This window comes from uncultured Vagococcus sp. (assembly GCF_963518325.1).
GTDB lineage: Bacteria > Bacillota > Bacilli > Lactobacillales > Vagococcaceae > Vagococcus_D.
The window spans coordinates 219398-243307 of the sequence record NZ_CAUQJB010000004.1 but is presented as its reverse complement, the minus strand read 5'-3'; the positions used below and the strand labels follow the sequence as shown (position 1 = coordinate 243307).

Sequence of the window (23910 nt, the reverse complement as noted above, 5' to 3'; positions counted from 1 at the left end):
CTCTAGTTTTCGATTTTTCGACAGTTGGAAACTAGAGGCGTTATAACACTATTATATTAGGAGGAATATTCGATGAAGAGGAAATTAAAAGCATTGGGAATGAGTTTACTTTTAGGTGTGGCGGTCTTGAGTTTGGTTGCTTGTGGTGGCAAGGACCAGGGAAGTGGAGCAGAAAAGACAGATTTTACTGGGGACACATTAAAAATTGGTGTCTGGGGTGGAAATGAGTCTGAAGAACAATCGTTAAGCAAGTTGATTAGCCAGTTTGAAAAAGAGACAGGGGCTAAGATTGAGAAAAAAGTCTATACCGAGTACAATACGCAAATTCAAGCTGATTTGATTGGAAAGACAGCGCCGGATGCTTTTTATGTAGACGCTTCAATGTATCCGTTTTTCTCGGAAAATGGTGCGTTGATGGAGCTGGATAAGGAGAAGATGGCTAGTGACAAGTTTTACGATAAGTTGGTTGAGACCTTCTCTACAGATGACAAGTTATATGCAGTTCCAAAAGATTTATCAACGTTAGCCTTGTATTTTAATACAGATGTTTTTGAAAAAACTGGTGTTTCTGTTGACGACGTACCGAAATCGTTTGAAAACTTAGTCTCTTGGTTACCAGATTTCCAGAAGAAGATTGATGAGGTCTATGGGAAAGGGAAAGTATTTGCCATGAGTTACAATCCTGAGATGGCCCGTAATTTGCATCTTGCTCAGCGTGGTGATCTATCCATTGAGACGAAGGATGGCTTGGCTGATTTAGCTAATGCTAAAATTGTTGATAACTTATCAATTTTGAAAGAATTAGTAAATACTAAAGCATTTGTGACTCCACAGGAGATTGGCATGGGATGGAATGGCGAGGCTTTTGGGGCTGGTAAACTGGCCATTATGGATGAAGGGAATTGGGTTTACCAAACCTTGAAAGATGAGTACAAAAAAATTAAGTTTACAGTTAGAGAAATGCCTACTTATAAAGAGGATCAAGGCTCCATGATGTTTTCTGTTGGTTGGGGTAAATACGCGGGAACCAAGAACAGTGAGTTAGCTGATAAGTGGATTCAATATGCAACGGGAACAGAGGGCATGGCCCTTTGGGTAGAAGGAACAGGGACATTGCCAAGTCGTCAAGATGTGGCAGAAACGACTAAAATAACTGATAATGCTGATTTGAATGTTCATTTGGAAGCTTGGGAATATGCCACACCTTGGCAAAAAGGGGTGAGCTTAACGACCATTGACACGGCTTATAAAAACTTTGTGCCGAAAGCATTGGATGGGTCATTATCCTTTAAAGAAGCGATGGCCAAGGCCGATGAGCAAGCCAATACAGATATTGAAGCAAGTAACTAATGGGTCAATAGGCTGGGAGTGAGTCTCAGCCTATTCATTTTTCAAGTAGGAGGTTTACGATGGAAAAGCGGTCAGTCAAACGTAAGAAAACCAAGCGGGAATGGCAGGAAATAGTTCAGGCTTATTTATTTTTATCTCCAGCTATTATGATTGCGGTGATATTTTTTGTGTTATCGGTAATCTTTGCGATTTATTTATCATTTAATGATGTTAATCTCTTTTCAAATAGTTTTTCTTTTAAGGGATTTGATAATTATCTGAGAATGTTTCAAGATAAGCGTGCTTTAATCGCTTTAAAAAACACGGCTAGTTTTGCCATGGTAGTTGTGCCATTACAAACGTTTTTTGCTTTAGTGATTGCCTATATATTGAGCAGTGATGGGGTCAAAGGGAAGAAGGTTTTTCGGTTAGTTTATTTCTTGCCAACTTTGACGTCAAGCTCAGCCTTGACCATTATCTTTATGTTTATTTTTAATATATACGGACCAATTAATGAGTTCTTTATGTCTCTAGGTTTCTATCATGAGGCAATTAACTTTTTAGAAAATCCAGCCTATTCCCTGAAAGTGATCATGGTTATGAATATCTGGTCAACGGTGCCAGTCTATATGACGATTTATTTAGCTTCTTTAGTTGATTTACCAAAAGCACTTTATGAGGCGGCAGAGATAGACGGAGCATCTTCTTTAGATAAGCTGCGTTATGTGACGATTCCTTATTTGAGGCCAATCACTACTTATGCCTTATTAACAGGGATTATTGGGACGTTTCAAATGTTTGATCAGGCTTATATTTTCTCAGGAGGTTCAGGGGGGCCAAGTAATTCCACCTTAACGATTGCCTTAATGATTTATCAGTACGCTTTTGGTCAAATGAACTCAATGGGCTATGCCGCTTCATTGGCGGTTGTTTTGGCGATTATTATTTTTACAGTCTCTTTATTAGCTGAAAAATTAAACTCTGGAAAGGAAGGTTAAGATGAAAAAGGGAAAAATATTAAAAATACTGCTGTATGTGGTGTTAATTATCTACGCCTGCGCTACTCTTTATCCTTTCTTGTGGGCGGTTGCGGCGTCGTTTAAAACCTCTGAGGAGATTGTCGGTGGGGATTTAAGTTTATGGCCGAAGCAGTTTACTTTAGCAAACTATGATTATATTTTTGGGCGTTCCTCCTTATTTGTTAAGTGGTTTATTAACTCTGTTATTGTGGCCAGTATTGGAACGGTGATTAACATCTTTCTTAATACGATGGCAGGTTACTCTTTGGCACGATTGTCCTTTCCGGGGCGTCAACGAATTTATTATGGTTTTTTGGCTTTAATGATGGTACCGGCTCAAGTGTTGTTAATTCCTAATTACTTAATATTAATGAAATTAGGCATGCTTGATACCTTTGGTGCCTTGATTATTCCGGCGGCAATTAATATCGGGAATATCTTTATGATGCGTCAATTCTTTTTATCCTTTCCGAAAGATGTAGAAGAAGCAGCGGCAATTGACGGCCTCGGGCGTTTCCAAGTCTTTTTTAGGATTGTGATGCCTTTGGCCAGACCGTCGATCGCCACTCAAGGAGTGTTTGTTTTTATGGGATTTTGGAATGAATTTATGAAGCCGATGTTGTATATTTCAACTCCAAGTAAGTATACCTTGACCCTTGGCTTACAAACCTTTCAAGGACAAAATGGTGGCGTACGTTGGGATCATACGATGGCAGCCAGTGTGATTACGATTTTACCGATTATTTTGATTTACATTATCTTTAATAAATACTTCTTGCAAGGGGTTCGAATGGATGGGGAAAAATAATGTTACTTCCATTAAAATTTGATGGTGAGAGGGATGGCTCGGGGGCGAAAAATTGCCCGCCTCTAACTTATCTGTGATAAAATAGTGAGTATCTACGACTAACTAGGGACTTGCAGATGGTGTGAGTGGTTGGCTGAAAGAATGATTTAATTGAAAAAGGAGGCTATGGGATATGAGAGTGACAATTAAAGACGTTGCCAAAGAAGCAGGAGTCTCAATTGCAACAGTATCGCGTGTCTTTAATGGTTATACGGATATTAGCGAGGCGACGAAAAATCGCATTATGAAAATAGCGAAAGAGATGGATTATTTACCGAATACGGCAGCCAGATCCTTGGCCTCGAAGACTCAGGTGACCATTGCCTTAATTTTAAATGATTTTGAAATGAATCGAAAAAGTACCATGGCCATGGAAGTTTTATCAGGTGTTTATGATTACACCGAGGAGCATCAAATTGAATTTGTTTTTTTTGCTACTTCCAGGATTAAGCAGGGGAAAAAGAGTTTTCGTGAGTTTTGTAATGAAAAAGCGATTACGGGGGCTGTTGTACAAGGGTTGAAAGTTAATGATCCTTATTATAAAGAGATTTTGGAAAGTCAGTTGCCAGTTGCCTTAATTGATATGTGGGCGGATAAAGAGAGTATTTGCAGTATTTCGATTGATAATGTTAAGGCCTCAACAGAGGCCGTTGCTTATTTGATTGATCAGGGGCACCAGCATATCGGCATGATTAATGGACGTCGGGAAGCGGCAGTCAGCATCGATCGTGAGACGGGCTACGTCAATGCTTTGAAGAAGCATCAGATTCCATTGACTGAAAATTACGTCCAGTACGCTAATTTTAATGAAAAAATTGCCGTGGAAATTGCCCGTGATTTATTAATCAATCAACCTCAGCTAACGGCCCTTTTTTGCGCCAGTGATTTAATGGCAATTGGGGCGATGAAAGCGGTGGGGGAATTGGGATTGTCCATTCCGGAAGATATCTCGATTATCGGCTTTGATGATATTATTTTGAATGAATATTTGGTGCCTAAACTATCTAGCATTTCTCAAAATATGGAAAAAATTGGCTATGAAGCGGCTAAGAATGTCTACAAATTGATAAAAAAAGAAGTGGCTGAGAGACAGGTCTATATTGAACATGGGTTGATAATTAGAGAATCCGTCGGTCCAGCAGTGAAGAAACTTCGGTCAATGTGAAAAATGGCAAAAATCGGTTAAGCTGATTTTTGCCATTTTTATATGGTGTTTACTATTGAATGACAACGGCTTGGCTACCCATTTGGGTCCAGGCAGCTTCAAAATCATCTCGATTGACTTCCTTATTTTTTTCACCATAAGGATCATTAACATATACTGAAGCTGTGCTAAAACCAGTTACTAGTACGCTGTGAACGTTCCAGCTGATGTCGACAGTGCCATTGGCTGTTTGCCATGTTTCCATATCTTTAGTAGCACTCATTGGGACCGTGGTAATGACCCAGACTGGGTTGCCAGCAGTAAGTTGTTGAAGAATTTGACTGAATTTTTCGCCAGTTAAATCAACGACTTGTTTGTCCGTTGCGTATTGTTTTGCTAGTTCATAAATCGGTGTATGATAGACGCTGTAGCCGATGTCAATGCCATAAATATCGCCAACGAACCCGTTGTTAGGGTCTCCGTAATGACCATCTGCATCGAGATAAGCCACCTTGGGAATGGCGTCTGCTAGTTCATTTTTTGTGACTTCAATCTCGGCATAATTTAGCATCATGGCGAGGCTGGCTATTTCACAGCCATTAAATAGACTAGGGGCGTCCAGCTGGTTAATGAGTGGCACATCTAACTGAGCACTTGTATTATTATTTTTAGTCGTTTCTTTTGGGGAATCAGCGGCTGAATTGCTCGTTTTCAGCACTTCCCTACCTGTTACTTTTTGCCAGACATGGGAAGTACTAAATCCGATGGTCAGTAAGAGAAGAGAAACGGCGATTAACCGATTTCGTTTCCCTTTTTTTGAAACAGTTTTTTTCACTTTCTTTCTCCTTAGTAGATTGCTAATATTTAGTAAGTCATTATAAGCATCTTATACCAGTTGTCCTATTAATACCACTAATGATGCTTTTTTGTTTGTAATAATTGGTAGCAGCCAAGGATAGTGCCACTAACAATCAGTGCCCAACCGCTATACTGGAAATACGGGATATAGTCGGAGTTAGTTCCAGCGATTTCCACGATCCCCTTTAATAGGAGGCCACTGACAAGGGCAGCAACGCCACAATTTATCAGAAAAGCCGTTAGGCGTAATTGGCTCGTCGATTGACTGTGATTAAGAAGTCCAAGGGCCCCTGACATAATCGCCATTATGGCGGTATAATGCCACATACCGCTCATGGACTCAGAGCTGACGCCATGACTGAAAAGGCTGTAGACATAATTGGTAGCAATCAACCCTAAACTGGCAATGACATAGATCAGACTTTGTTTTTTTAGATTCATAGTAGGGCTCCTTTATAGATTAATAGCCGATATACACAATGTCACTGACGGCTCGTTCGCTACTTTGGCGACCATCTGTCGGAGTGTTGATGACTTGGCCGTTAAACCAAAGGGTTGAAGAACCGCCTCCGTCTAAGTTGTAAGCAAGGGTGGCATTCCGAGTGGCAAATTCTTCTGCCAATTGATAGAGAGAGAGACCTTCACTCTCATCGGTTCGTCCGTCAGAGACAATCATAAGGTAGTGTAAGTCATCAATTTGTCCGATAGCTGTCCGGGGGTTACTATTTTTAGATTGAGCGACTTCAGTAGTGGGTGAGATAGCAATCTGTCCACTTTTAACTAGTGTAGGCCCAAATGAAAGAACGTGTTCAACCTGTTGAGAAGTGGTTATATCGGATAAACGGGTCTCATCTTCGTTGTAAGTCGTAAAATTACCAGCTTGATCAATGACCAAGGCATCTGTTCCTTCCCAAGGCGTGTCCCGATAAGTTTGGCCGTTTCTCAGAACGTAACCAGTATCGCGGAAACCATAATAGTCTCCATTTATGGCAAGTATGGCGTCTTGTTCTTCGGCGATTGTTGAAGTTGTTTCTTTAATGTTTCGTCCATAACTGCCTTGAGCAAAGGCGGTTTTTAAGTAGTCAGGACTGCTGACTTGAATGTCTACTACGTAAAAGGTGGTGTCATGAGACCGTTCCGTGGTAATGTTGATTGAGAGATGGTCATCTTGATAACTGGTATCGGTAATTGTCGTATTACCTGCTGAGTTGCCATCAGTTGGTTGGCTGGTGGCAGTACGACTGTCAGCATTGGCAGTTGTAGTGACTAGTTCCTTGGGAATGACAAAGGTATCTAGCAAGACGTAGCCGATACTTAAGATTAAGCAGAGACTGTAAATAACTCCCAGTCGGAAGGGGCTTTTGAGCCATTTATATAAGTGTATCATGGTATACCTCCAGTTAGTTTAGCGAAAGACCAGTCGCCTTTGAATAATAAAGCTTAAACAAAAAAGTGAAAAATCAATGGCGATTTTTAAGGGAATCAGATGAGTCGAAAATTGTGAAAAACCTTGGAGTAACAACCAGCTCAGGAGTAGTTGACTACAGAAGAGCAGGAAATATTTACCAGCTTCTCTGTGGAGTGTTCCTTGACTTTTGAAAACGACTTGGCGATTCAGGTAAAAATTGAAGCAGCCGGATAAAACTCGGGCGAAGGTAGTGGCTAAAAGTAAGGAGGCCCAGCTGTGATTGGTAAACATCACTTTTATCAGTAAGGTGAACAGCAAAATATCGAGTCCAGCTGAGCTAATGGATGATAGGATGTAGCTGAGGATCGGCTGGTAAATTCTTACTGAGTCACGGATGACCCGAAAGTGACTCCCGGAATTATGATCTAAGTAAATGGTCTCAATGGGCATTTCATGAATCACAATTTGATTCTTAGTTAGATTGAGTAAGACGTTCATCTCATATTCGAAGCGGCTACCTGGAATCTCCAATATGTCTGGAATAATGATTTGTGGCAAACCTCTTAAACCTGTCTGGGTATCATGGCAACTAATGCCGGATACGCCGTAAAAAACGGCTGAAGTCAAGCGGTTGCCCCAGTAACTTTTGACTGGCGTCTGTTTCCGTATGAAGTGGCGGGAGCCCAGGACCAAGACTCTCTCATTAGGTCGAATAAGACGGGACAGGGCGACAATATCCCTTGGGCTATGTTGACCATCTGAATCAGCTGTGACCACACCGGCCGAGAATGGGAAATGTGCCAGATGGTAGGCCAATCCCGTTTTAAGAGCTGCTCCTTTGCCAAGGTTAGTTTGATGGTAAAGAATGGTGGTATTGTCGATTTTTGCTAGTTCTAGAAAGAGAGCTTGATAAGCTGGTCCACTGCCGTCATCGACAATCAGAATAGGGTCATCAGTCAATTGGCGCAAGCCGGTTAAAAGACGGAGAAAGTTATCGGTTGGTTCGAGTGCAGGAATTAAAAGAGTGATTGACATAGGGGTACCTCCTGATTTGGTATTGGTTACTTAACTGCCCCTACTTTATCGGTTGGAACTTAAAGTAAGCTTAAAGAGTTGAAAAGGGTGTTTGGTCGCTAGCGGGAGAAAATAGCAGTAGGATGTAAAAACAGTAGGTTCAAACTAGACCAAATCGTGAATAACCCTTATACTCAAGAGGTAGACTATATTTGGAGGAGCAAGGATGATAATAAGTATTATTACAGCAATATATGTGATTAACGCCGTGATTGCGGTTATTACCGTTTTAATGAAACCGCGGGATGTGGCGGCTATCTGGGCTTGGTTGTTAGTGTTAATTAGTTTGCCAGTCATTGGTTTTGCGATTTATTTATTTTTTGGCCGTGGCTTAGGTGACAAACGAATGTTTCAGTTGCAAAAAAATGATTTTGATGAATTGGAAAAATTTAAGGCTTTTCAGGAATCGGGAACCCGGCTGTATGAGCATGAACATTCTCAAGAGGTGGATCCGAATTTTCTTGCCTTCTTTTCCTCTCTAAATAATATGCCAATTACTCGTCAGAATAAGGTGGAAATCATCACAGATGGGGCTGAAAAGTTTGCGCGAATGAAAGAAGACATCAACGCTGCGACCCATTCGATCCATATTGAATATTATGCCTTTGTGACTGATGAGCTCGGCATGAGTATTTTAAAATTGTTAGAGGAAAAAGCCAGCCAAGGGGTAGAAGTTCGATTATTGTATGACGCTTACGGCTCTCTTGGCACTAAAAATAAGGATTTTGCTGAGTTACGTCGTCGAGGTGGTTTGGTTCAAACGTTTATCACCTCACAACGTGCCTTACTGAAATTGCGTTTAAACTATCATGATCACCGTAAAATTGTGGTCATTGATGGTAAGGTTAGTTATACTGGCGGCTTTAATGTGGCCAATCAGTATGCAGGGGTAACGAAAAAATTTGGTTATTGGCGAGATACTCACTTGCGGATGCACGGTCCCGTAGCTTCCTTGCTACAAATCCGTTTTTTGATGGACTGGAATGTCTCCACCTCTCCTGTGGATCAATTGCAGTATAAAGAAGACTATTTTTTTGATGCCAAAGATTTAGTTGAGGAGGGAGAGACTCCCATCCAAATCATTGCCAGTGGTCCAAACAATGAACATGAACAGATTAAGTTGGCTTTTATTAAGTTGATTACTACGGCCAAAAAGCGGGTCTGGATTCAAACGCCTTATTTGGTTCCAGATGACAGTGTGTTAGCCGCTTTGAAAATAGCAGCTCGCTCAGGTGTGGATGTTAAGATTATGATTCCTGATAAACCAGATCATCCATTTATCTATCGAGCGACTCAATACTATGCTCGGCAGTTAATTAAAGAAAACATTGAGATACAAGTCTATGAAGGTGGGTTTATGCACGCTAAAACCTTGATTATGGATCATGATACATGTATCGTGGGATCGGCCAATCAGGATATTCGCAGCTATAAGCTGAATTTTGAAGCCAGTGCGGTTTTGTACGATGAAACCATTGTCAAAGAGTTGTCAGACATTTTTGAGAAAGATATGGAAGTATCATCAGAAATGACCACGGAAACCGTCAAAGCGATGTCTGCCTGGTTAATCTTTAAGCAACAGATTTCCCGGTTGTTTTCACCAATATTGTAAGGATTACGAGTGCTGTAAAAACAATCAATTTCCTGATTACTTGGAAATTGATTGTTTTTTTGTTACCGAACTATGGCACAAAAATTGGTTTTTAGTAGCTATTTTAAACAGAAGTGAATGAGCAGTGCTGGCTGTTGAATGGTTCAATTGATGAGAAATAGGTGAGTAATTCTTGACATTTTGCTAATAGTTGATACGTTGATTTCAAAAAATCACTGTGTTATAGTACTTTTTAAGGAAGGTGCTCACAATGAAACTGGGTTTTTGTTTATTTATATCGAATTTCAGCTCCCTACAACTTTATCGGATGAAGTGTTGTACGGAGCCTAATGGAGAAATCGTGGATTTCTCTTATTCATCAGCTAATGATCGTTAAAAGGGCTAGAAAGCTAGCCTTATTTAGTGATGATTATCTGAAGAATAATTAGATGAAGGATCTAAGACACGGCATTGTCTTAGGTCCTTTGTGTTTTATTTTTCAGATAAAAGCAGAGGATGGCCAATAGGTCACCTCTGCTTTTTTGTGTGTTGATTTATTAAGAAGGAGAGAAATGAGAAATGGGATTACTAACATTGACAAATATAACGCATTCTTTTGGTGACCATACGTTGTATAAAGAAGCTGAATTTAAATTATTTAAGGGTGAACATATCGGTTTGGTTGGTAAAAATGGCGCCGGTAAAAGCACATTAATGAAAATAATGAAAGGATCAATTATGTCTGATGAAGGAATGGTTCGATGGCAAAAAGGGATCAATTATGGCTATCTCAATCAATTCGCAGAAATCGACGTTAGTTTGACGGTCCAAGATTATCTTTACGAGGTCTTTGCTGAATTATTTGACTTGGAAAAGGCCATGTTAGATTTATACACAAAAAGTGCTGAAAGGGGTTCTGTTGATTATTTGGATCAGGCGGCAACTTATCAAGTTCAATTGGAAAGTCGTGGCTTTTATGAGATAGACAGTCTGGTGCAACAAACCCTTAAGGGCCTAGGGTTATTAAATTTGGGATTGGAGACTCAGATTGCCGATCTAAATGAAGGTCAGCGGACAAAAGTTATCTTGGGCAAGTTATTGTTGACTCAGCCAGATGTTTTGTTATTGGATGAACCAACCAATTATTTAGATGAGCCTCACCGAAAATGGCTGGTGACTTATTTACAACAATTTTCTGGTGCATTTGTGGTTATTTCTCATGATGAATTGTTTTTACAGGAGATTTCAACGACGATTTGCGATATCGATTTTGGTGTGATTAAAAAGTATAAGGGGAGCTATCAGGATTTTTTAAGGCAGAAACAACATTTAGTGACCGATTATACCCGTCAATTTGAAGCAGAGCAAAAGAAAATTAAAGAAACGGAGGCTTTTATTCGTAAAAACATTGCGGGTATCAACACTAAGATGGCTCAGGGGCGTAGGAAACAATTGGGACGAATGGATAAGCTGGAACCCTTACAGGTCAAAAAAGCCATTCGAATTGAGTTTAACGAGAAGATTAACCGGTCACAACAGGTATTGGAAACTATGAACTTGTCAGTGGGTTATGATCAGGCATTATTATCTGAAATTAATCTCCACTTAAGCAATAAGAGCAAGCTGGTGGTGACGGGTGCCAGTGGCATAGGTAAGACAGCTCTACTGCGAACAATCCTAGGAGATATACCTGTTCTAAAGGGGGACATTAAGTTATCACCTCAAGCTGCAATTAGTTATTATCAACAAGTGTCAGCTTGGCGTGATGATCGTTTGTCGCCGCTTCAGATTGTGGCAGAAGCTCATCCTAAGTTAGCCATTGAGGACATCAGAAAGGAGTTAGTAAGGGTGGGGGTCCAATCCCATCATGTGGATCAGGCAGTGAGTACTTTAAGTGGAGGAGAGCAGGCAAAGGTTCGTTTGGCTGTCTTTGCTTTAACTCCCAGTAATTTTTTACTGTTAGATGACCCGACCACTCATCTAGATGTTGAAACCAAGCGGGTCTTAAAAGAAGCGCTGATTCGTTATCAAGGACCAGTTTTACTGGTGTCAAATGATCAGGGTTTTTATAAAGAGTGGGCAACAGATATTGTGACAGTGAGCTAGTTAATAAGAAAAAAAGGGGCAGAGGGTCGTCATCAGTCCTCTGTCCTCTTTTATTGGTTGATTTGATTGCGGTACTCTTTGGGCGAAATAGAGACTTTCTTTTTGAATAGGTAGCTAAAATAATTAGGGTCATTGTAACCGATGGCGAAAGCGATGGTTCCTAGACGGTCATCCGTTTCTTTCAACAATTTTTTTGCGTGATTAAGTCGTGCATTGGTTAAATATTCAATAAAGGTAATGTCCATGGCTTGGGAAAAGATGGTGCTGAAATGAGCGGGACTTAAAGCCACTTCATTTGCCACTGTGTTTAGTGAGATATCTGGATCGGTAAAATGATGATGAATAAAAGTCAGTGCTTTCTGAATAACACTGTGGTATTTCACCATCTTAGGATTAATCTGATGCTCATTTAAATGGGTCACAAGGGAAGTGGCTAATAATTGAAACTGATCGATAGTCGTGGCAACAGCCGATAAATATTCGATATTGCTCAATTGTACCAAATCGATTTCCCTTAGATGAGGTTCTTTTTTTTGAACTAAGTTGACCAGCTCAATTAAGACAAAAAAGCGGTAAAGTCGATTCCGTTCCTCTGTGTCATTGGGAATCCCACTTAACTCATAAATAAAGGTTTCGATTTTTGTGGGATCAAGTGAGGCAATTTTATCCGCTATATCAAGTTTAAAAGGATTGGTTGGTGAGACTTCCCCGTCTAAAATATCGTCTTCGTAACTGATGATTTTTTCTGTTCGTAGGCTACCGTAAGTCTGAATCAAGTGTTCGGTGATTTGAAAGGCCTGTTTAATTTCACTGATGCGTTCCACGACATTTCCAAAGGCCACGACAATGTTATAAGTATCGTCTTGCTCTAATTCGTGAATTAAGGTATTGGCGATTTGATAGCATTTTTCAAGAAGTTGTTGTTTATCGGGTTGAAATACTAGAAACTTAATGTATTCAGATGAGATGCTAGAAAAAATAATGGCCGGATCTTCGCCGAAAAGCAAGTTTAAGTAGTCGGAAAAACGATTATAATCGGCAAAGTCAGCGTCGTATTTATTGGTGGCTAACAAGACGGTAAATTTATTGCCTAATAAGTTGCGATTAAAGTGTTGGGATTCCTGAATCACGTCTTGAATAGCCAGTTCTCCTTTGAATATGCCATTTAAAAAATGGTTTTTTTGAAGCTCAAAAATGAATCTATTGGGTTGATCATTATTAGTAGTGGTCAATTCTTTTTGGCTGTCCAATTTAGTAATGAGATTGTTGAGGGTTTCTTGTAGTTCTTCTTCTTTGATCGGTTTTAATAAGTATTCTTCGGCTCCTAGTTGAATCGCAGATTTTGCGTAGTCAAAGTCATCAAAGCCACTGATAAAAATAACTTTGATCCAAGGTAAACTCTTTTTTGCTTCTTTGGCAAGGGTTAAACCGTCCATAAAAGGCATGCGAATGTCCGTGATTAAGATATCTGGTTTGACATCCAACATAGCGGCTAAACCCAGTTCTCCGTCTGCGGCTTCACCGGCAAAACTGACCGGATAGGTCTCGCTGTAAGAGAGTAATAGTTTTCTTAAATTTTCGCGAATTAAATGTTCGTCTTCTACGATAAAAACTTTATACATATGGTCAACTTCCTTCTGTAAGTTCCTGACTAACTTTTGGCACTTTTATGGTCATAATGGTTCCTTTTCGATAAGTACTTTCGACTGATAAGTGGGCTGTGCTGCCGTAATAAAGCAAGATCCGTTTGTTGACATTGTAAAGACCGTAGCCTTCCTCAAAATCGGTGTCGATGCCTTTTGCCAATTCATCTTTGACTTCCTGCAAGGTCTCTGGCGTCATACCAATGCCGTTATCTTTAATTTGAAAATAGAGGAAATCGCAATCATGGTCGCCTATTAATTCGACAATACCTTGTCGCCTGACGAATTTTGTCCCGTGATAGACCGCATTTTCAACTAGTGGCTGTAAAATCATTTTTAAAACGTCGTATTGGTAAAGGGAATCTGGCACGTTGATGATTGGCATTAAACTTTCACCGTAGCGGGTTTTTAAAATAGTTAAATAATCACTGACATGGCGGGCCTCTTTTTCAACACTAATCCAATCCTTGCCTCGACTAAGAGAGATTCTGAAAAAGTCAGACAGTGCATAGATGGTTTCTTTAACCCGTGGCATATCTCCTTGTTCTGTCAGAGTGATGATAGCGTCCAAAGTATTGTAAATAAAATGAGGAGTGATCTGAGCTTGAAGTACTCTTAACTCGCTTTGGGCTAAATGGTATTGCTTTTCGGCATTGTCAGTCATCAAGCGGTCCAAATCACTGGCCATGCGGTTCATGCTGGTTGTTAGGACATTTAGTTCTGAGACCTCAGTGGCAGCCGCTCGATAAGTTAAGTCGCCTTTTGATAAATTATCTGCCATGTTGACTAAGGTATCAATCGGTTGTTGGACGTGCTTGTTTAACGAGTATTTGGTCCAACCGATAAAAAACAGAATGATAATAAAAATCGCCACTTGGACTTTAAGGAGCGTAGCGACGGAGGTGGCGATTTGTTCATTTTTCTGGCTAGCCAATTCGATTTCTACTTTGACAAAATCTTGTAGGACATCATCCAATAGTTGATTAACCGAATCAATCTGGGCCAGAACAGCCTCATTTTCTGCCACAGGTTGTTCTGTCTGGAGATTATCAATCATGTCATCTAAATAAGTTTGAATGGTATCCAGAGTTCGATAAGTCACTTCGAGAATGCTAGTTTCGCCACCTGTGGTTGTATTTTTTTCGATTTCTTTAATATCATTGCGAACGTTGAGTAAGATATTTGCCGCTTCGGGGCTATTGGCATTTGTTTGACCGTAAGCCAGATCGCGCATTTTGACGGGGATTTCATCTTTAACAATGGAAGAAATGTCATTGGCTGCATTAATGTTTTCAACAACTTTTTGATACATATAAAGCTGTTTAGTATAAAAGATGGTATTAAATATTAAGGGCAAAATAGCCACAATCAGAATCAAGGTACTTTGGCGTTGGAAAATTTGTCGGATACTTTTAGAGGTTAACATAGAGACCCCTTTCTTAATAATTTCGAGTTGGAATAGAATCAAGGTCGCCCTGATCAGAGAAGACGGTTTCGGGCATATAAATCTCATGGGGAATTTGCTTATTATCACCGTCTAACCGGCGTTCAATGGCTCTGGCAACGTAATAGCCGGCTTGGGGATTGCATTCTACGACACAATTGACTCGGCCGGCTCGCAGTTCTTCAATGATATTTTCCTGTCCGTCAATTGTCACGATAATCAAGTCTTTTCCAGGCTGAATAGCGGTCTCTTTCAGCGCATCCAAAGCCCCTAATGTCATCTCGTCGTTATGGCTGAATAGCACATCGATTTCCTTTAATTGATTGTGCTTAATTAGATTGCGAATGACTTCTTTGCCCTTATTTCTGGTGTAATCGCCATAGACTGTTTGGATGACGGTAATGTTTTGTTCGCGGCCAATGGCTTCCCGAAATCCGTCACTACGTAAGGTTGTAGGAGACGCACTCGTTAACCCACTTAACTCTAAAACGTTTATCTTCCGCTCAGGCTGCTCTTTAAAGTAGTTGTTCACGTAAATGCCGGCACGATTGCCTTCAGCTTTAAAACTGGGGCCGATATGAGACAGGTAGAGGTCACTGCTAGCCGAGTTAATATCTCGGTCAACTAAAATGACGTCAATACCGGCTTGTTCAGCTTCTTTAAGGACGGGTTCCCAGCCATCTTTCGTCAATGGCGTAAAGACAATCATATCGACACGATAAGCAATAAAGGAGCGAATGTCCTGAATCTGCCGTTCTTGATCCATTAAGCCGTTGCGATAGATGACTTGATACTTATTTTTTTTCAGACCATCTAAAATAGAGGTTGTGTGGGCTTTGCGCCATGAGCTTTCTGTTCCAGATTGAGAAAAGCCGATGACAATGTTATTTTGAACGGTAGGTTCTTTTGGTTTGCAGGCAACTAAAGTGATCAGGAGCCATAGGAGGAACAATAGGCTCACTAGTTTATTCTTCATTAAGTCACTTCCTTTATGATGAGTTGTTAGTTAGTGGTCCCATGGTAAATGCTTGTTACAGCCTCATTGTAACAAATATAGTGAGGATTAAAAACCGCTTTCATGTGCTTTGGAGTGATTCGAAAGAATATCAATGAATTCAAAAAAAAATCAAGATTTGTAAAATGACTGTAAGCGATTAATAAAATAATCAAGCTAATTCAAAACAAACCCTATGGAAACGGTTGCGAATACTTGTTATTCTAAGGGTGTTAATAGAAAGGCAACTTAATCTTAACAGATAATGGGAGGAATGAATGGTGAAGAAACAGTTGAAACGAGGAATTACGCTGGCGCTGGCGATTATGGCAGGATTGCTCTTAACTGCTTGTAGTGGCGGGGGCAATAGTAAAGGAGAGTCGAAAGGGTATATTGGCATTGCCATGCCAACTAAATCAGCAGAGCGGTGGATAGGTGACGGTAATAATATGGTGGATGAATTAGAGAAATTAGGTTATAAAACGGATTTGCAGTATGGCGAGGATAAAGTAGAAAACCAAGTGGCTCAAATTGAAAACATGATTACTAAAGGCGTAGACGTTATTGTCATTGCCTCCATCGATGGATCAGCTCTTACAGATGTCTTGGACAAAGCCCATAAAGAGAATATTAAAATTATTGCCTATGATCGTTTATTGATGAATTCACCTTATGTTGATTATTATTCAACATTTGATAATTTTGGGGTTGGCGTTTTGCAGGCTTCTTATATAGAAGATAAGTTGGATTTAAAAGGAGGGAAGGGGCCTTTTAACATTGAGTTATTTGGTGGCTCTCCTGATGATAATAATGCGCTAATTAATTATAATGGCGTCATGTCAGTCTTCCAACCTTATATTGACAGTAAGCAACTGGTCATTCCTTCAGGGCAAACCAACTTTAACCAGATCGCAACCTTGCGCTGGGATGGTTCAACGGCTCAAGCCCGGATGGATAACTTACTAAGTGCCAATTATTCGGATAAAAAATTGGATGCGGTACTGTCGCCATATGATCCGATCAGTTTGGGGATTATATCGTCGCTTAAAGGTGTTGGTTATGGGGATAGTGATAAACCTTTGCCTGTGACAACTGGCCAAGATGCGACGGTTGCGGGGGTCAAGTCGATCATTGCTGGGGAACAAACCCAAACAATTTTTAAGGATACACGTGTTCTGGCTAAGAATACGATTGACATGATTGAAGCACTGTTAACGGAGAAAGAAGTCCCTGTTAATGATACGGAAACCTATGATAACGGTGAAAAAGTCGTGCCTACAAACTTAGCTAATCCAGTTTCTGTTGATAAAGAAAACTATAAAGTCGAGTTAATTGAAACAGATTATTATTCTGAAGCAGACTTAGCAAAATAGAGGGACAAGTGGGCTGTGAACGCAACATAAGTTCCAGCCCACCTTTGATCAAAAGGCAATTCAAGTAAAGGAGAGGAACATGGCTGATTATATTTTAGAGATGAAACATATTGTCAAAGAGTTTTCGGGTATTCGTGCTTTAAATGATGTTAATTTACAAATCAAGCGGGGAGAAGTTCATGCTTTATGTGGTGAAAATGGTGCAGGAAAGTCAACTTTGATGAATGTCTTAAGTGGGCTGTACCCTTATGATCAGTATCAAGGTGAGATTCGTTATAATAACGATGTCTGTCAATTTAAAGATATTCGGGATAGTGAGGCTAAGGGGATCGTGATTATTCATCAGGAACTGGCTTTAAGCCCTTATCTTTCTGTCAAAGAAAATATCTTTTTAGGAAACGAACAAGCTAATCACGGGGTGATTGACTGGAATTTAACGGAAAAGAAGACGGAAAATTTATTGAAGACTGTGGGATTAAGAGTGAATCCAAATACCTTAGTTTCCCAAATTGGCGTAGGGCAGCAGCAATTAGTCGAAATCGCTAAGGCCTTTTCAAAATCGGTTCAATTGCTGATTCTTGATGAGCCAACGGCGGCTCTTAATGAGGAAGAGAGTGCCAATTTACTTAGCTTGATTGAGGAGTTTAAACGACAAGGGATTACGTCAATCATCATTTCCCACAAATTAAATGAGATTGTCAGTGTGTCTGACCGAATTACGATCTTGCGGGACGGTCAAACGATTGAAACCTTAGACAATGATGAGTTGTCTGAAGAACGGATTATTCGTGGCATGGTGGGCCGTGAATTGACTAACCGTTATCCTGAGCGTGTTCCTGATATTGGTGAGACTTATTTCGAAGTAAAGGATTGGACTGTCTATCACCCCATTGATAACACTCGCTTAGTGAATAAAGGAATAAATTTCTCAATTCGTCGAGGGGAAATTGTTGGCATTGCTGGTTTGATGGGAGCGGGGCGGACCGAATTTGCCATGAGTCTTTTTGGTCACTCTTATGGTAGCCATATTTCTGGTTGTGTGTTAAAAGAAGGCAAGGAGATTTCGGTCAAAGACGTGCCCAAGGCTATCGAAAATGGTTTAGCTTATGTCTCTGAGGATCGCAAAGCCTTGGGATTAAATTTACTAATGGATATTCGTGAGAATACCACCTTAGCTAGTCTAAATAAAATTAGTCATCAGGGAGTCTTAGACAAAGAAAAAGAAGTGACGGTGGCCGAGGACTACCGGAAACGGATGCGCACTAAAACGAATTCCGTTTTTCAAAATGTTGGCAGTTTAAGTGGTGGCAATCAGCAAAAAGTCGTTCTGGCAAAATGGTTGATGACGGAACCGGATATTTTATTCTTGGATGAGCCAACTCGTGGGATAGATGTTGGAGCCAAATATGAAATATATACGATAATTGAAGAAATGGCAGCAGCAGGTAAGGCGGTGTGCATTATTTCATCTGAATTACCGGAAATTATTGGCATGTGTGATCGGATTTATACGATGAATGAAGGACAAATGACAGGCGAGGTCTTACGTGCAGAGGCCAATCAAGAGGGACTGATGAGTCTGATGACTGCTGAAAAGGAAGGTGCTAAGTAAATGGAGCAAAGACGGGAAAAAAAACAAGTCACAATTGGCCTTAAAGAGAAGGCTGTTGAAATATTTAGTAAATACAGTATGGTCATTATTTTAGTCTTCTTGTTAGTAGCCTTTCAATTATTAACGGATGGGATTTTTTGGCGACCATTAAACATTACCAACCTAGTTTTGCAAAACAGTCATATTTTAGTCTTATCAGCTGGCATGTTGCTAGTTGTTTTGTTAGGTCATGTGGATTTATCGGTCGGCTCTGTTATGGCTTTTGTAGGGGCGATTGCCGGCTATTTAATGGTTAACTTTAAAATGAGCCCCTTACTAGCCGTCCCCATTTGCTTGCTAATGGGAGCTGTTATTGGTGCTTGGCAAGGTTTTTGGGTGGCATATGTAGGTATTCCCGCCTTTATTGTGTCCTTGGCCGGACTATTGATGTTTCGTGGGTTAACCCAAGTTGTCTTAGGAGGTCAATCTCTGGCCCCGTTTCCAACTGCTTTTCAGAAAATTTCCACAGGTTATTTACCTGATGTAATAGGTGGAGAGCATCTTCATTACATCACAATGGTCATTGGTGCTCTTCTAGCGGCTTTGCTGATTATTGGCCAATGGCGAGCTCGAGATAAACGTCAAAAAAATTTATTTGAAGTGGAGTCGATAAACGCCTTTTTGTTTAAAAGCATATTTACTGCTCTAGTCGTGTTAGTGGTCACCTATATTTTTGCCTCTTACCAAGGTTATCCTATTATTTTGATTCTTTTGGGTGTGATTGTGGCAGTCTACGGCTTCTTGACTAATAAAACAGTTGCCGGCCGTCAGATTTATGCCACAGGCGGTAACCGTAAAGCGGCAGAATTATCAGGGATTAAAACGAAAAAAATAACCTTTTTAGTTTTTGTTAATATGGGAGCCATGGCTGCTTTGGCTGGTTTGATATTAGCGGCACGGCTTAATGCGGCCACACCACAAGCGGGAGTGTCTATGGAGTTGGATGCCATGGCAGCTGTTTACTTTGGTGGCGCCTCAACCTCTGGTGGAATCGGAACGGTAATGGGCGCAATTGTTGGTGGGCTGGTAATGGGCGTTCTAAATAACGGCATGTCGATTCTAGGAATTGGTGTTGACTGGCAGCAAGCGATTAAAGGTTTAATTTTACTTTTGGCAGTTGTTTTGGATATTTACAATAAAAAGAAAAAAATCTCATAGATGGGGTGAAAGGAATGACTGAGACTCAAGATAAAAGGGTTTTGTTAATTTGTACTGCTGGGATTACAACGGGGTTATTGGTCAAAAATATGCAGATGACCGCAGATAACAAAGGCCTAAAGATTCACATTTATTCTGCACCGGCGATTATTGCGGAGCAGATCATTCAACATCAAGTGTTAGATGCTTTGTTAATTGGCCCCCAATCTAAGTATGAAGTGGCTCGCTTAAAGGATTACCTCATGGTGAAAGCTGTTCCTTACAAATTAATCGCCAAAGAAGATTATGAAACCTTAAATGGTGAAGCAGTCTTGCAGGAGGTAGTTGATTTACTAGCGGAGAAAAATTGATGCAAATAGGGAACTTGGGTAAGATAAAATTGAATAATCATAGGCACTAAAATAAAGATGAACCCGTTAGGCTAGCTATTAGTCTAAGGGGTTCATTTTCTTTATAAGAGTATATCATCGCCATGGCAGTCTTCGTATTTTTTTCCGCTACCGCAAAAGCATAAGCTGTTTTTCTTGGGAGTATTAGTCAGGGGGACCACATTATTTCGTTTGTGGTGGGGATTTGGCGATTTATTTCCTTCCATTAACTCATCTAATAAACCAAACTCATCTCCAAATAAGGCATCTATTTCTTCATCCATATAGGCTAAAAATTCTGCGAATTCAGTTCTTTTTTTCGGACTCCAAAAGTTCTCATCTTCTGACCGAGCCAGCATCAGAGGGCTCGATTTCGCAACGGCCATTAATAAGGGAGGTCCTGGGATTATTTTTTTCTCATCTAAGAAAGCAATAAATGAGTTAAGAGTGACTAAAAATAGGGGGACCTCCAGATTAGGCAAGTCAGCGTGTTTAGGTAACCAATGTGTTAAGACTTTTGTCAGGCTGTCAGCATCCCACTTTTTTAATGTTTTTTTCTCGAAGGTAGACATGGCATCTGAAAACATCGTCAAGAATTCCATAATAGTTGCACCTGGCATTGCTTCAATATCTGTGAATTCTTCTAGTTGACTCAGCTGTTTAAATGAGTCTGTTTGGGTATAAGCTTTAATTTCAGTAGCAAATGAATGGGTCATAGTTTGTCTCCTTTTAGTTTAATTTCTTTTATTATAACGGAGTTTTACTAAGTTGATAAGGGGGAATATTGAATTAAACCGAAAATAGACAAAAAATGAAGGGATTGTGACAGGTTGTGAATAATCCTTTCGTTTCCCGTAGGGGAGTTGTTACACTTACTTTGGTAGTAAGAGACAAATGTCAGAGGAGGTCATAAAGGAAATAACATTAAATGCAAACGCTTTTTTAGTATCATTACGGAAGGGATGTTGTGAAAATGAAACAAATGAACAAGAGAAAACTAAGAGGATGTTGTCTGATGTCTTTTATTAGTGGGTGGCTCTCTACAGCAAAAGTATTTGCGGCTAAAACCGGAGAAAAGGCGCCAAGTTACGGGATTAATATTCAACAACTAGTGTCGATGATCACGATGGTTGTGATCACAGTTGTAGTTGTGCTGATAGCATTCTCCGTATACAGAATAATTAAATTAAAGTTAACCCGTAAAGTACTATTTCCAATTACGACCTTTTTACTAGTAGTTGTTGTGGTACTGAACTTGGCCATTAATCATTTTTCTTTAATCATCAACACCTCATTTTCCAAGCAACAAGTTGATCAACATTTGGTAGCAGAAGCTCGTCAGTCAGCTTCTGCTTTGACGGAAATGATTGAATCAGAAGGGCTTGTCTTATTGGAAAATAAGAAAGAGGCTTTGCCTCTTGAAAAAGGAAACCTCAATGTTTTTGGTTATAGTTCGAGATCGGTGGTATACGGCGGTTCTGGCTCTGGGGGAGGCGCTGAGAATGATAATGTGGATTTGCAAGAGGGGCTGGAAAACGCTGGTTTTAAGGTTAACGATGATTTGACTAAATTTTATGATGATCGGTTTGTCCCTCGCGAAAAAATTAATATTCATAAGTTAGTCGGTGGTGATTTTAATAGCCATGAGCCAGTCGTCTCTGAGTATAGTGAGCGTCTACTCATTGATGCCAAAGAATTTAGCCAAACTGCTTTAGTAGTTTTCTCGCGTAATAGTGGGGAAGGTGCAGATATTACGACAGATATGGCAGGGTATTCTGGTGGGTCAGCAGGGAAACATTATTTGGAGTTAACAGATGATGAAGAGGCGATGTTACATTTAGTGAAAGAAAATTTTGGTAAGGTGATTGTCTTGATTAACTCTTCTTATCCGATGGAATTAGGTTTTTTAAAGGATGATAAAATTGCCGGAGCACTGTGGATTGGAAATCCAGGTTCTGTTGGCTTCAATGCTGTGGGAAAAGCCTTGTCAGGCGAAATCAATCCCTCTGGAAGACTAGCGGATACCTATGCTTATGATGCAACAAGTGCTCCATCTTATTTTAATATTGGTGAGTTTCCATATGAAAATTCAGACTTTAAAAATAAAAAAGAGACGTGGCATTATAAGTACATTGATTATGCTGAAGGAATTTACGTAGGCTATCGATATTATGAGACTCGTTTTGTAGATAACCAAACGGGTCAGACTGATGAAAAATTATATGGGGAAACCGTGCAATATCCATTTGGTTACGGGCTATCCTACAGTAAATTTCAGCAGGAAATCACTGACTATCAGTCGACTGATACCACCATCAGTTTAACGATCAACGTGACAAACACTGGCAAAATAGCTGGGAAAAATGTCGTTCAGCTTTATTATACGGCGCCTTATATAATTGGTGGGATTGAGAAATCTCACGTAGTTTTAGCAGGGTTTGCTAAGACTAAGAAGATTAATCCAGGTGAAAGTGAATCTGTTAATCTTCAACTGGCAGTCGAAGACATGGCTAGCTATGACGATAAAAAAGAACAGGCTTATGTGTTGGAAAAAGGGGATTATCAGATCAAATTGATGGGAAATGCCCATGAGGTTATTGAGGCTAAAAGTTATGTTGTCCCTAAAACAATTGTTTACAATCAGGAGAATAAACGAGCTAGTGATCAGGTTGTGGCAACGAACCAGTTCGATGATAATTTGGGAGAGGTGACTTATGTTTCTCGTTCGAATTGGGAAGGCACTTTGCCAACAGAGATGGCAAAACCAAAAAAAGCGTCTAAAGAGTTGTTGGCTGCCCTACAAGATTTTTCTATTAAGGAAGATAAAGAGGCTAAACCGATTGTTAAAGCTAAGCATGGTCTAACATTATATGAGCTGAGAGGGGTGGCTTTCGATGATCCTAAATGGGAGCAGTTGTTAGAACAGTTGTCAGTCAAGGATATGGAAAAGCTTATTTCTTATGGAGGATTCTCTACGGTGGCGATTAACTCGATTAAGAAACCAGCAACCTTTGACAGTGATGGTCCGGCAGGGATCAATCATTTAATCAGTGGTGCTCAGGGAAATCAGTATACTAGTGAAGTCGTGATGGCTTCCACTTGGAATCAAGAAATAGCGAATCAAATGGGCCAGTCCATTGCAAATGAAGCTAAGGCCTCCAATATCACGGGGTTGTATTTACCAGGAGTTAACATTCATCGTTCTCCATTTGCTGGCCGAAACTTTGAGTATTTTTCTGAGGATAGTTTACTTTCAGGCAAAATAGGAATGGAAGTGGTTAAAGGGGCCAGTCAAAAGGGCAGTTACTCTTATATGAAGCATTTCGCCATGTATGATCAGGAAACTAAGCGCTATGAATATCCAACTGGGGCAGCAACTTGGTCGACTGAGCAATCCATGCGGGAAATTTATTTAAAACCATTTGAGATTGCCGTGAAGGAAGGCGAAACTAGAGGAATTATGTCTTCTTATAATCGGCTTGGTGCTCAATGGGTTGGCGTATCTGAAGCGTTATTGCAACGGGTATTACGTGACGAGTGGGGGTTTAGAGGAAGCGTCATTACAGATTATTATAAACCGCAATATATGAATATTGATCAAAGTTTGGCGGCAGGTAATGACTTAGTTTTGTATTTATTGCCAACGAAACTAAAAAAGGAAACGACGGCTACTAATTGGGGCCAGCAAAACATGCGCAAGGCCAGTCACAACATTCTTTATACGATGGTTAACAGCCATGCATATGACGTCGTGGAAACTAAAGTACCGAATTGGATATTATTATACAGTGGGCTTAATGTCTTGTTGATAGGGACACTAGGATTCGGTATGATGGCATTTACTAATAGCAAGAAGTTAAGAAAGAAAAAAGAATTAGCTCGTCAAAATTAATAAAAGGAGTC

General features: G+C 40.1%; 19 protein-coding genes. 11 read left to right on the top strand and 8 right to left on the bottom strand.

Features of this window, described 5'->3' with window-relative positions:
* The first annotated feature begins 72 nt into the window (after positions 1 to 72).
* The 4 genes from RWN13_RS05950 to RWN13_RS05935 all read left to right on the top strand — a co-directional run bounded on the left by RWN13_RS05950 (position 73) and on the right by RWN13_RS05935 (position 4360).
* Positions 73 to 1350, top strand: a complete 1278-nt coding sequence (locus RWN13_RS05950; RefSeq protein ID WP_314061496.1) for an extracellular solute-binding protein — start codon at positions 73 to 75, stop codon at positions 1348 to 1350.
* A gap of 59 nt (positions 1351 to 1409) precedes the next feature.
* Positions 1410 to 2327, top strand: coding sequence for a sugar ABC transporter permease (locus tag RWN13_RS05945; RefSeq protein WP_314061494.1), 918 nt, complete (start codon positions 1410 to 1412; stop codon positions 2325 to 2327).
* A 1-nt stretch (position 2328) separates the two neighbouring features.
* Positions 2329 to 3156: a carbohydrate ABC transporter permease gene (locus RWN13_RS05940; RefSeq protein WP_314061492.1), complete on the top strand. Its 828-nt coding sequence runs from the start codon at positions 2329 to 2331 to the stop codon at positions 3154 to 3156.
* Between the two features lie 172 nt (positions 3157 to 3328).
* Positions 3329 to 4360: a LacI family DNA-binding transcriptional regulator gene (locus tag RWN13_RS05935; RefSeq protein ID WP_314061489.1), complete on the top strand. Its 1032-nt coding sequence runs from the start codon at positions 3329 to 3331 to the stop codon at positions 4358 to 4360.
* 52 nt (positions 4361 to 4412) lie between these two features.
* Here the strand turns inward: RWN13_RS05935 and RWN13_RS05930 are convergent, their stop codons facing one another.
* The 4 genes from RWN13_RS05930 to RWN13_RS05915 form a co-directional block, all read right to left on the bottom strand.
* The gene (locus RWN13_RS05930) at positions 4413 to 5174 is read right to left on the bottom strand and encodes a C39 family peptidase (RefSeq protein WP_314061486.1); all 762 of its coding nucleotides are present in this window, start codon (positions 5172 to 5174) and stop codon (positions 4413 to 4415) included.
* A gap of 77 nt (positions 5175 to 5251) precedes the next feature.
* Positions 5252 to 5638 (bottom strand): hypothetical protein, encoded by a 387-nt coding sequence (locus RWN13_RS05925; protein ID WP_314061483.1) that lies wholly within the window; start codon positions 5636 to 5638, stop codon positions 5252 to 5254.
* 19 nt (positions 5639 to 5657) lie between these two features.
* Complete coding sequence (locus RWN13_RS05920; protein ID WP_314061481.1) at positions 5658 to 6584, bottom strand: phosphodiester glycosidase family protein; 927 nt, start codon at positions 6582 to 6584, stop codon at positions 5658 to 5660.
* A gap of 18 nt (positions 6585 to 6602) precedes the next feature.
* Positions 6603 to 7640, bottom strand: a complete 1038-nt coding sequence (locus tag RWN13_RS05915; protein ID WP_314061480.1) for a GtrA family protein — start codon at positions 7638 to 7640, stop codon at positions 6603 to 6605.
* Positions 7641 to 7845: 205 nt separating this feature from the next.
* Between RWN13_RS05915 and cls the strand changes: the two genes are divergently transcribed.
* Positions 7846 to 9291, top strand: coding sequence for a cardiolipin synthase (gene cls / locus RWN13_RS05910; RefSeq protein WP_314061479.1), 1446 nt, complete (start codon positions 7846 to 7848; stop codon positions 9289 to 9291).
* Between the two features lie 558 nt (positions 9292 to 9849).
* Complete coding sequence (locus tag RWN13_RS05905) at positions 9850 to 11376, top strand: ABC-F family ATP-binding cassette domain-containing protein (protein ID WP_314061477.1); 1527 nt, start codon at positions 9850 to 9852, stop codon at positions 11374 to 11376.
* A gap of 50 nt (positions 11377 to 11426) precedes the next feature.
* On the opposite strand, the gene RWN13_RS05900 is transcribed toward RWN13_RS05905, so the two are convergent.
* The 3 genes from RWN13_RS05900 to RWN13_RS05890 are packed head-to-tail and all read right to left on the bottom strand — an operon-like array spanning position 11427 to position 15439.
* Entirely contained in the window at positions 11427 to 12998 is a 1572-nt protein-coding gene (locus RWN13_RS05900) for a response regulator (RefSeq protein ID WP_314061474.1), read from the bottom strand.
* Positions 12999 to 13002: 4 nt separating this feature from the next.
* Positions 13003 to 14445: a histidine kinase gene (locus tag RWN13_RS05895; RefSeq protein ID WP_314061473.1), complete on the bottom strand. Its 1443-nt coding sequence runs from the start codon at positions 14443 to 14445 to the stop codon at positions 13003 to 13005.
* A 13-nt stretch (positions 14446 to 14458) separates the two neighbouring features.
* Positions 14459 to 15439 carry an ABC transporter substrate-binding protein gene (locus RWN13_RS05890; RefSeq protein ID WP_314061471.1) on the bottom strand — a complete coding sequence of 327 codons (981 nt, stop codon included), beginning with the start codon at positions 15437 to 15439 and terminating at the stop codon, positions 14459 to 14461.
* A 344-nt stretch (positions 15440 to 15783) separates the two neighbouring features.
* Here RWN13_RS05890 and chvE point away from each other — a divergent pair, with 344 nt between their 5' ends.
* The 4 genes from chvE to RWN13_RS05870 all read left to right on the top strand — a co-directional run bounded on the left by chvE (position 15784) and on the right by RWN13_RS05870 (position 19989).
* Positions 15784 to 16830, top strand: a complete 1047-nt coding sequence (chvE, locus tag RWN13_RS05885) for a multiple monosaccharide ABC transporter substrate-binding protein (protein WP_399553639.1) — start codon at positions 15784 to 15786, stop codon at positions 16828 to 16830.
* Between the two features lie 79 nt (positions 16831 to 16909).
* The gene (mmsA, locus tag RWN13_RS05880; RefSeq protein ID WP_314061467.1) at positions 16910 to 18442 is read left to right on the top strand and encodes a multiple monosaccharide ABC transporter ATP-binding protein; all 1533 of its coding nucleotides are present in this window, start codon (positions 16910 to 16912) and stop codon (positions 18440 to 18442) included.
* Complete coding sequence (gene mmsB, locus RWN13_RS05875; RefSeq protein ID WP_314061466.1) at positions 18443 to 19639, top strand: multiple monosaccharide ABC transporter permease; 1197 nt, start codon at positions 18443 to 18445, stop codon at positions 19637 to 19639. It begins immediately after the preceding gene.
* Between the two features lie 14 nt (positions 19640 to 19653).
* On the top strand, positions 19654 to 19989 hold the full coding sequence (locus RWN13_RS05870; protein ID WP_314061465.1) for a PTS sugar transporter subunit IIB: 336 nt from the start codon (positions 19654 to 19656) through the stop codon (positions 19987 to 19989).
* Between the two features lie 101 nt (positions 19990 to 20090).
* On the opposite strand, the gene RWN13_RS05865 is transcribed toward RWN13_RS05870, so the two are convergent.
* Positions 20091 to 20723: an SEC-C domain-containing protein gene (locus RWN13_RS05865; protein WP_314061462.1), complete on the bottom strand. Its 633-nt coding sequence runs from the start codon at positions 20721 to 20723 to the stop codon at positions 20091 to 20093.
* Between the two features lie 299 nt (positions 20724 to 21022).
* Between RWN13_RS05865 and RWN13_RS05860 the strand changes: the two genes are divergently transcribed.
* On the top strand, positions 21023 to 23899 hold the full coding sequence (locus tag RWN13_RS05860; RefSeq protein ID WP_314061459.1) for a glycoside hydrolase family 3 N-terminal domain-containing protein: 2877 nt from the start codon (positions 21023 to 21025) through the stop codon (positions 23897 to 23899).
* The last annotated feature ends 11 nt before the right edge of the window (positions 23900 to 23910 follow it).

Excerpts from the sequence above, each read along its gene's own strand:
- RWN13_RS05950 (WP_314061496.1), top strand. The coding sequence starts at position 73 with ATGAAGAGGAAATTAAAAGCATTGGGAATGAGTTTACTTTTAGGTGTG.
- RWN13_RS05945 (WP_314061494.1), top strand. The coding sequence starts at position 1,410 with ATGGAAAAGCGGTCAGTCAAACGTAAGAAAACCAAGCGGGAATGGCAG.
- RWN13_RS05940 (WP_314061492.1), top strand. The coding sequence starts at position 2,329 with ATGAAAAAGGGAAAAATATTAAAAATACTGCTGTATGTGGTGTTAATT.
- RWN13_RS05935 (WP_314061489.1), top strand. The coding sequence starts at position 3,329 with ATGAGAGTGACAATTAAAGACGTTGCCAAAGAAGCAGGAGTCTCAATT.
- RWN13_RS05925 (WP_314061483.1), bottom strand. The coding sequence starts at position 5,638 with ATGAATCTAAAAAAACAAAGTCTGATCTATGTCATTGCCAGTTTAGGG.
- RWN13_RS05920 (WP_314061481.1), bottom strand. The coding sequence starts at position 6,584 with ATGATACACTTATATAAATGGCTCAAAAGCCCCTTCCGACTGGGAGTT.
- RWN13_RS05915 (WP_314061480.1), bottom strand. The coding sequence starts at position 7,640 with ATGTCAATCACTCTTTTAATTCCTGCACTCGAACCAACCGATAACTTT.
- cls (WP_314061479.1), top strand. The coding sequence starts at position 7,846 with ATGATAATAAGTATTATTACAGCAATATATGTGATTAACGCCGTGATT.
- RWN13_RS05905 (WP_314061477.1), top strand. The coding sequence starts at position 9,850 with ATGGGATTACTAACATTGACAAATATAACGCATTCTTTTGGTGACCAT.
- RWN13_RS05900 (WP_314061474.1), bottom strand. The coding sequence starts at position 12,998 with ATGTATAAAGTTTTTATCGTAGAAGACGAACATTTAATTCGCGAAAAT.
- RWN13_RS05895 (WP_314061473.1), bottom strand. The coding sequence starts at position 14,445 with ATGTTAACCTCTAAAAGTATCCGACAAATTTTCCAACGCCAAAGTACC.
- RWN13_RS05890 (WP_314061471.1), bottom strand. The coding sequence starts at position 15,439 with ATGAAGAATAAACTAGTGAGCCTATTGTTCCTCCTATGGCTCCTGATC.
- chvE (WP_399553639.1), top strand. The coding sequence starts at position 15,784 with ATGGCAGGATTGCTCTTAACTGCTTGTAGTGGCGGGGGCAATAGTAAA.
- mmsA (WP_314061467.1), top strand. The coding sequence starts at position 16,910 with ATGGCTGATTATATTTTAGAGATGAAACATATTGTCAAAGAGTTTTCG.
- mmsB (WP_314061466.1), top strand. The coding sequence starts at position 18,443 with ATGGAGCAAAGACGGGAAAAAAAACAAGTCACAATTGGCCTTAAAGAG.
- RWN13_RS05870 (WP_314061465.1), top strand. The coding sequence starts at position 19,654 with ATGACTGAGACTCAAGATAAAAGGGTTTTGTTAATTTGTACTGCTGGG.
- RWN13_RS05865 (WP_314061462.1), bottom strand. The coding sequence starts at position 20,723 with ATGACCCATTCATTTGCTACTGAAATTAAAGCTTATACCCAAACAGAC.
- RWN13_RS05860 (WP_314061459.1), top strand. The coding sequence starts at position 21,023 with ATGTCTTTTATTAGTGGGTGGCTCTCTACAGCAAAAGTATTTGCGGCT.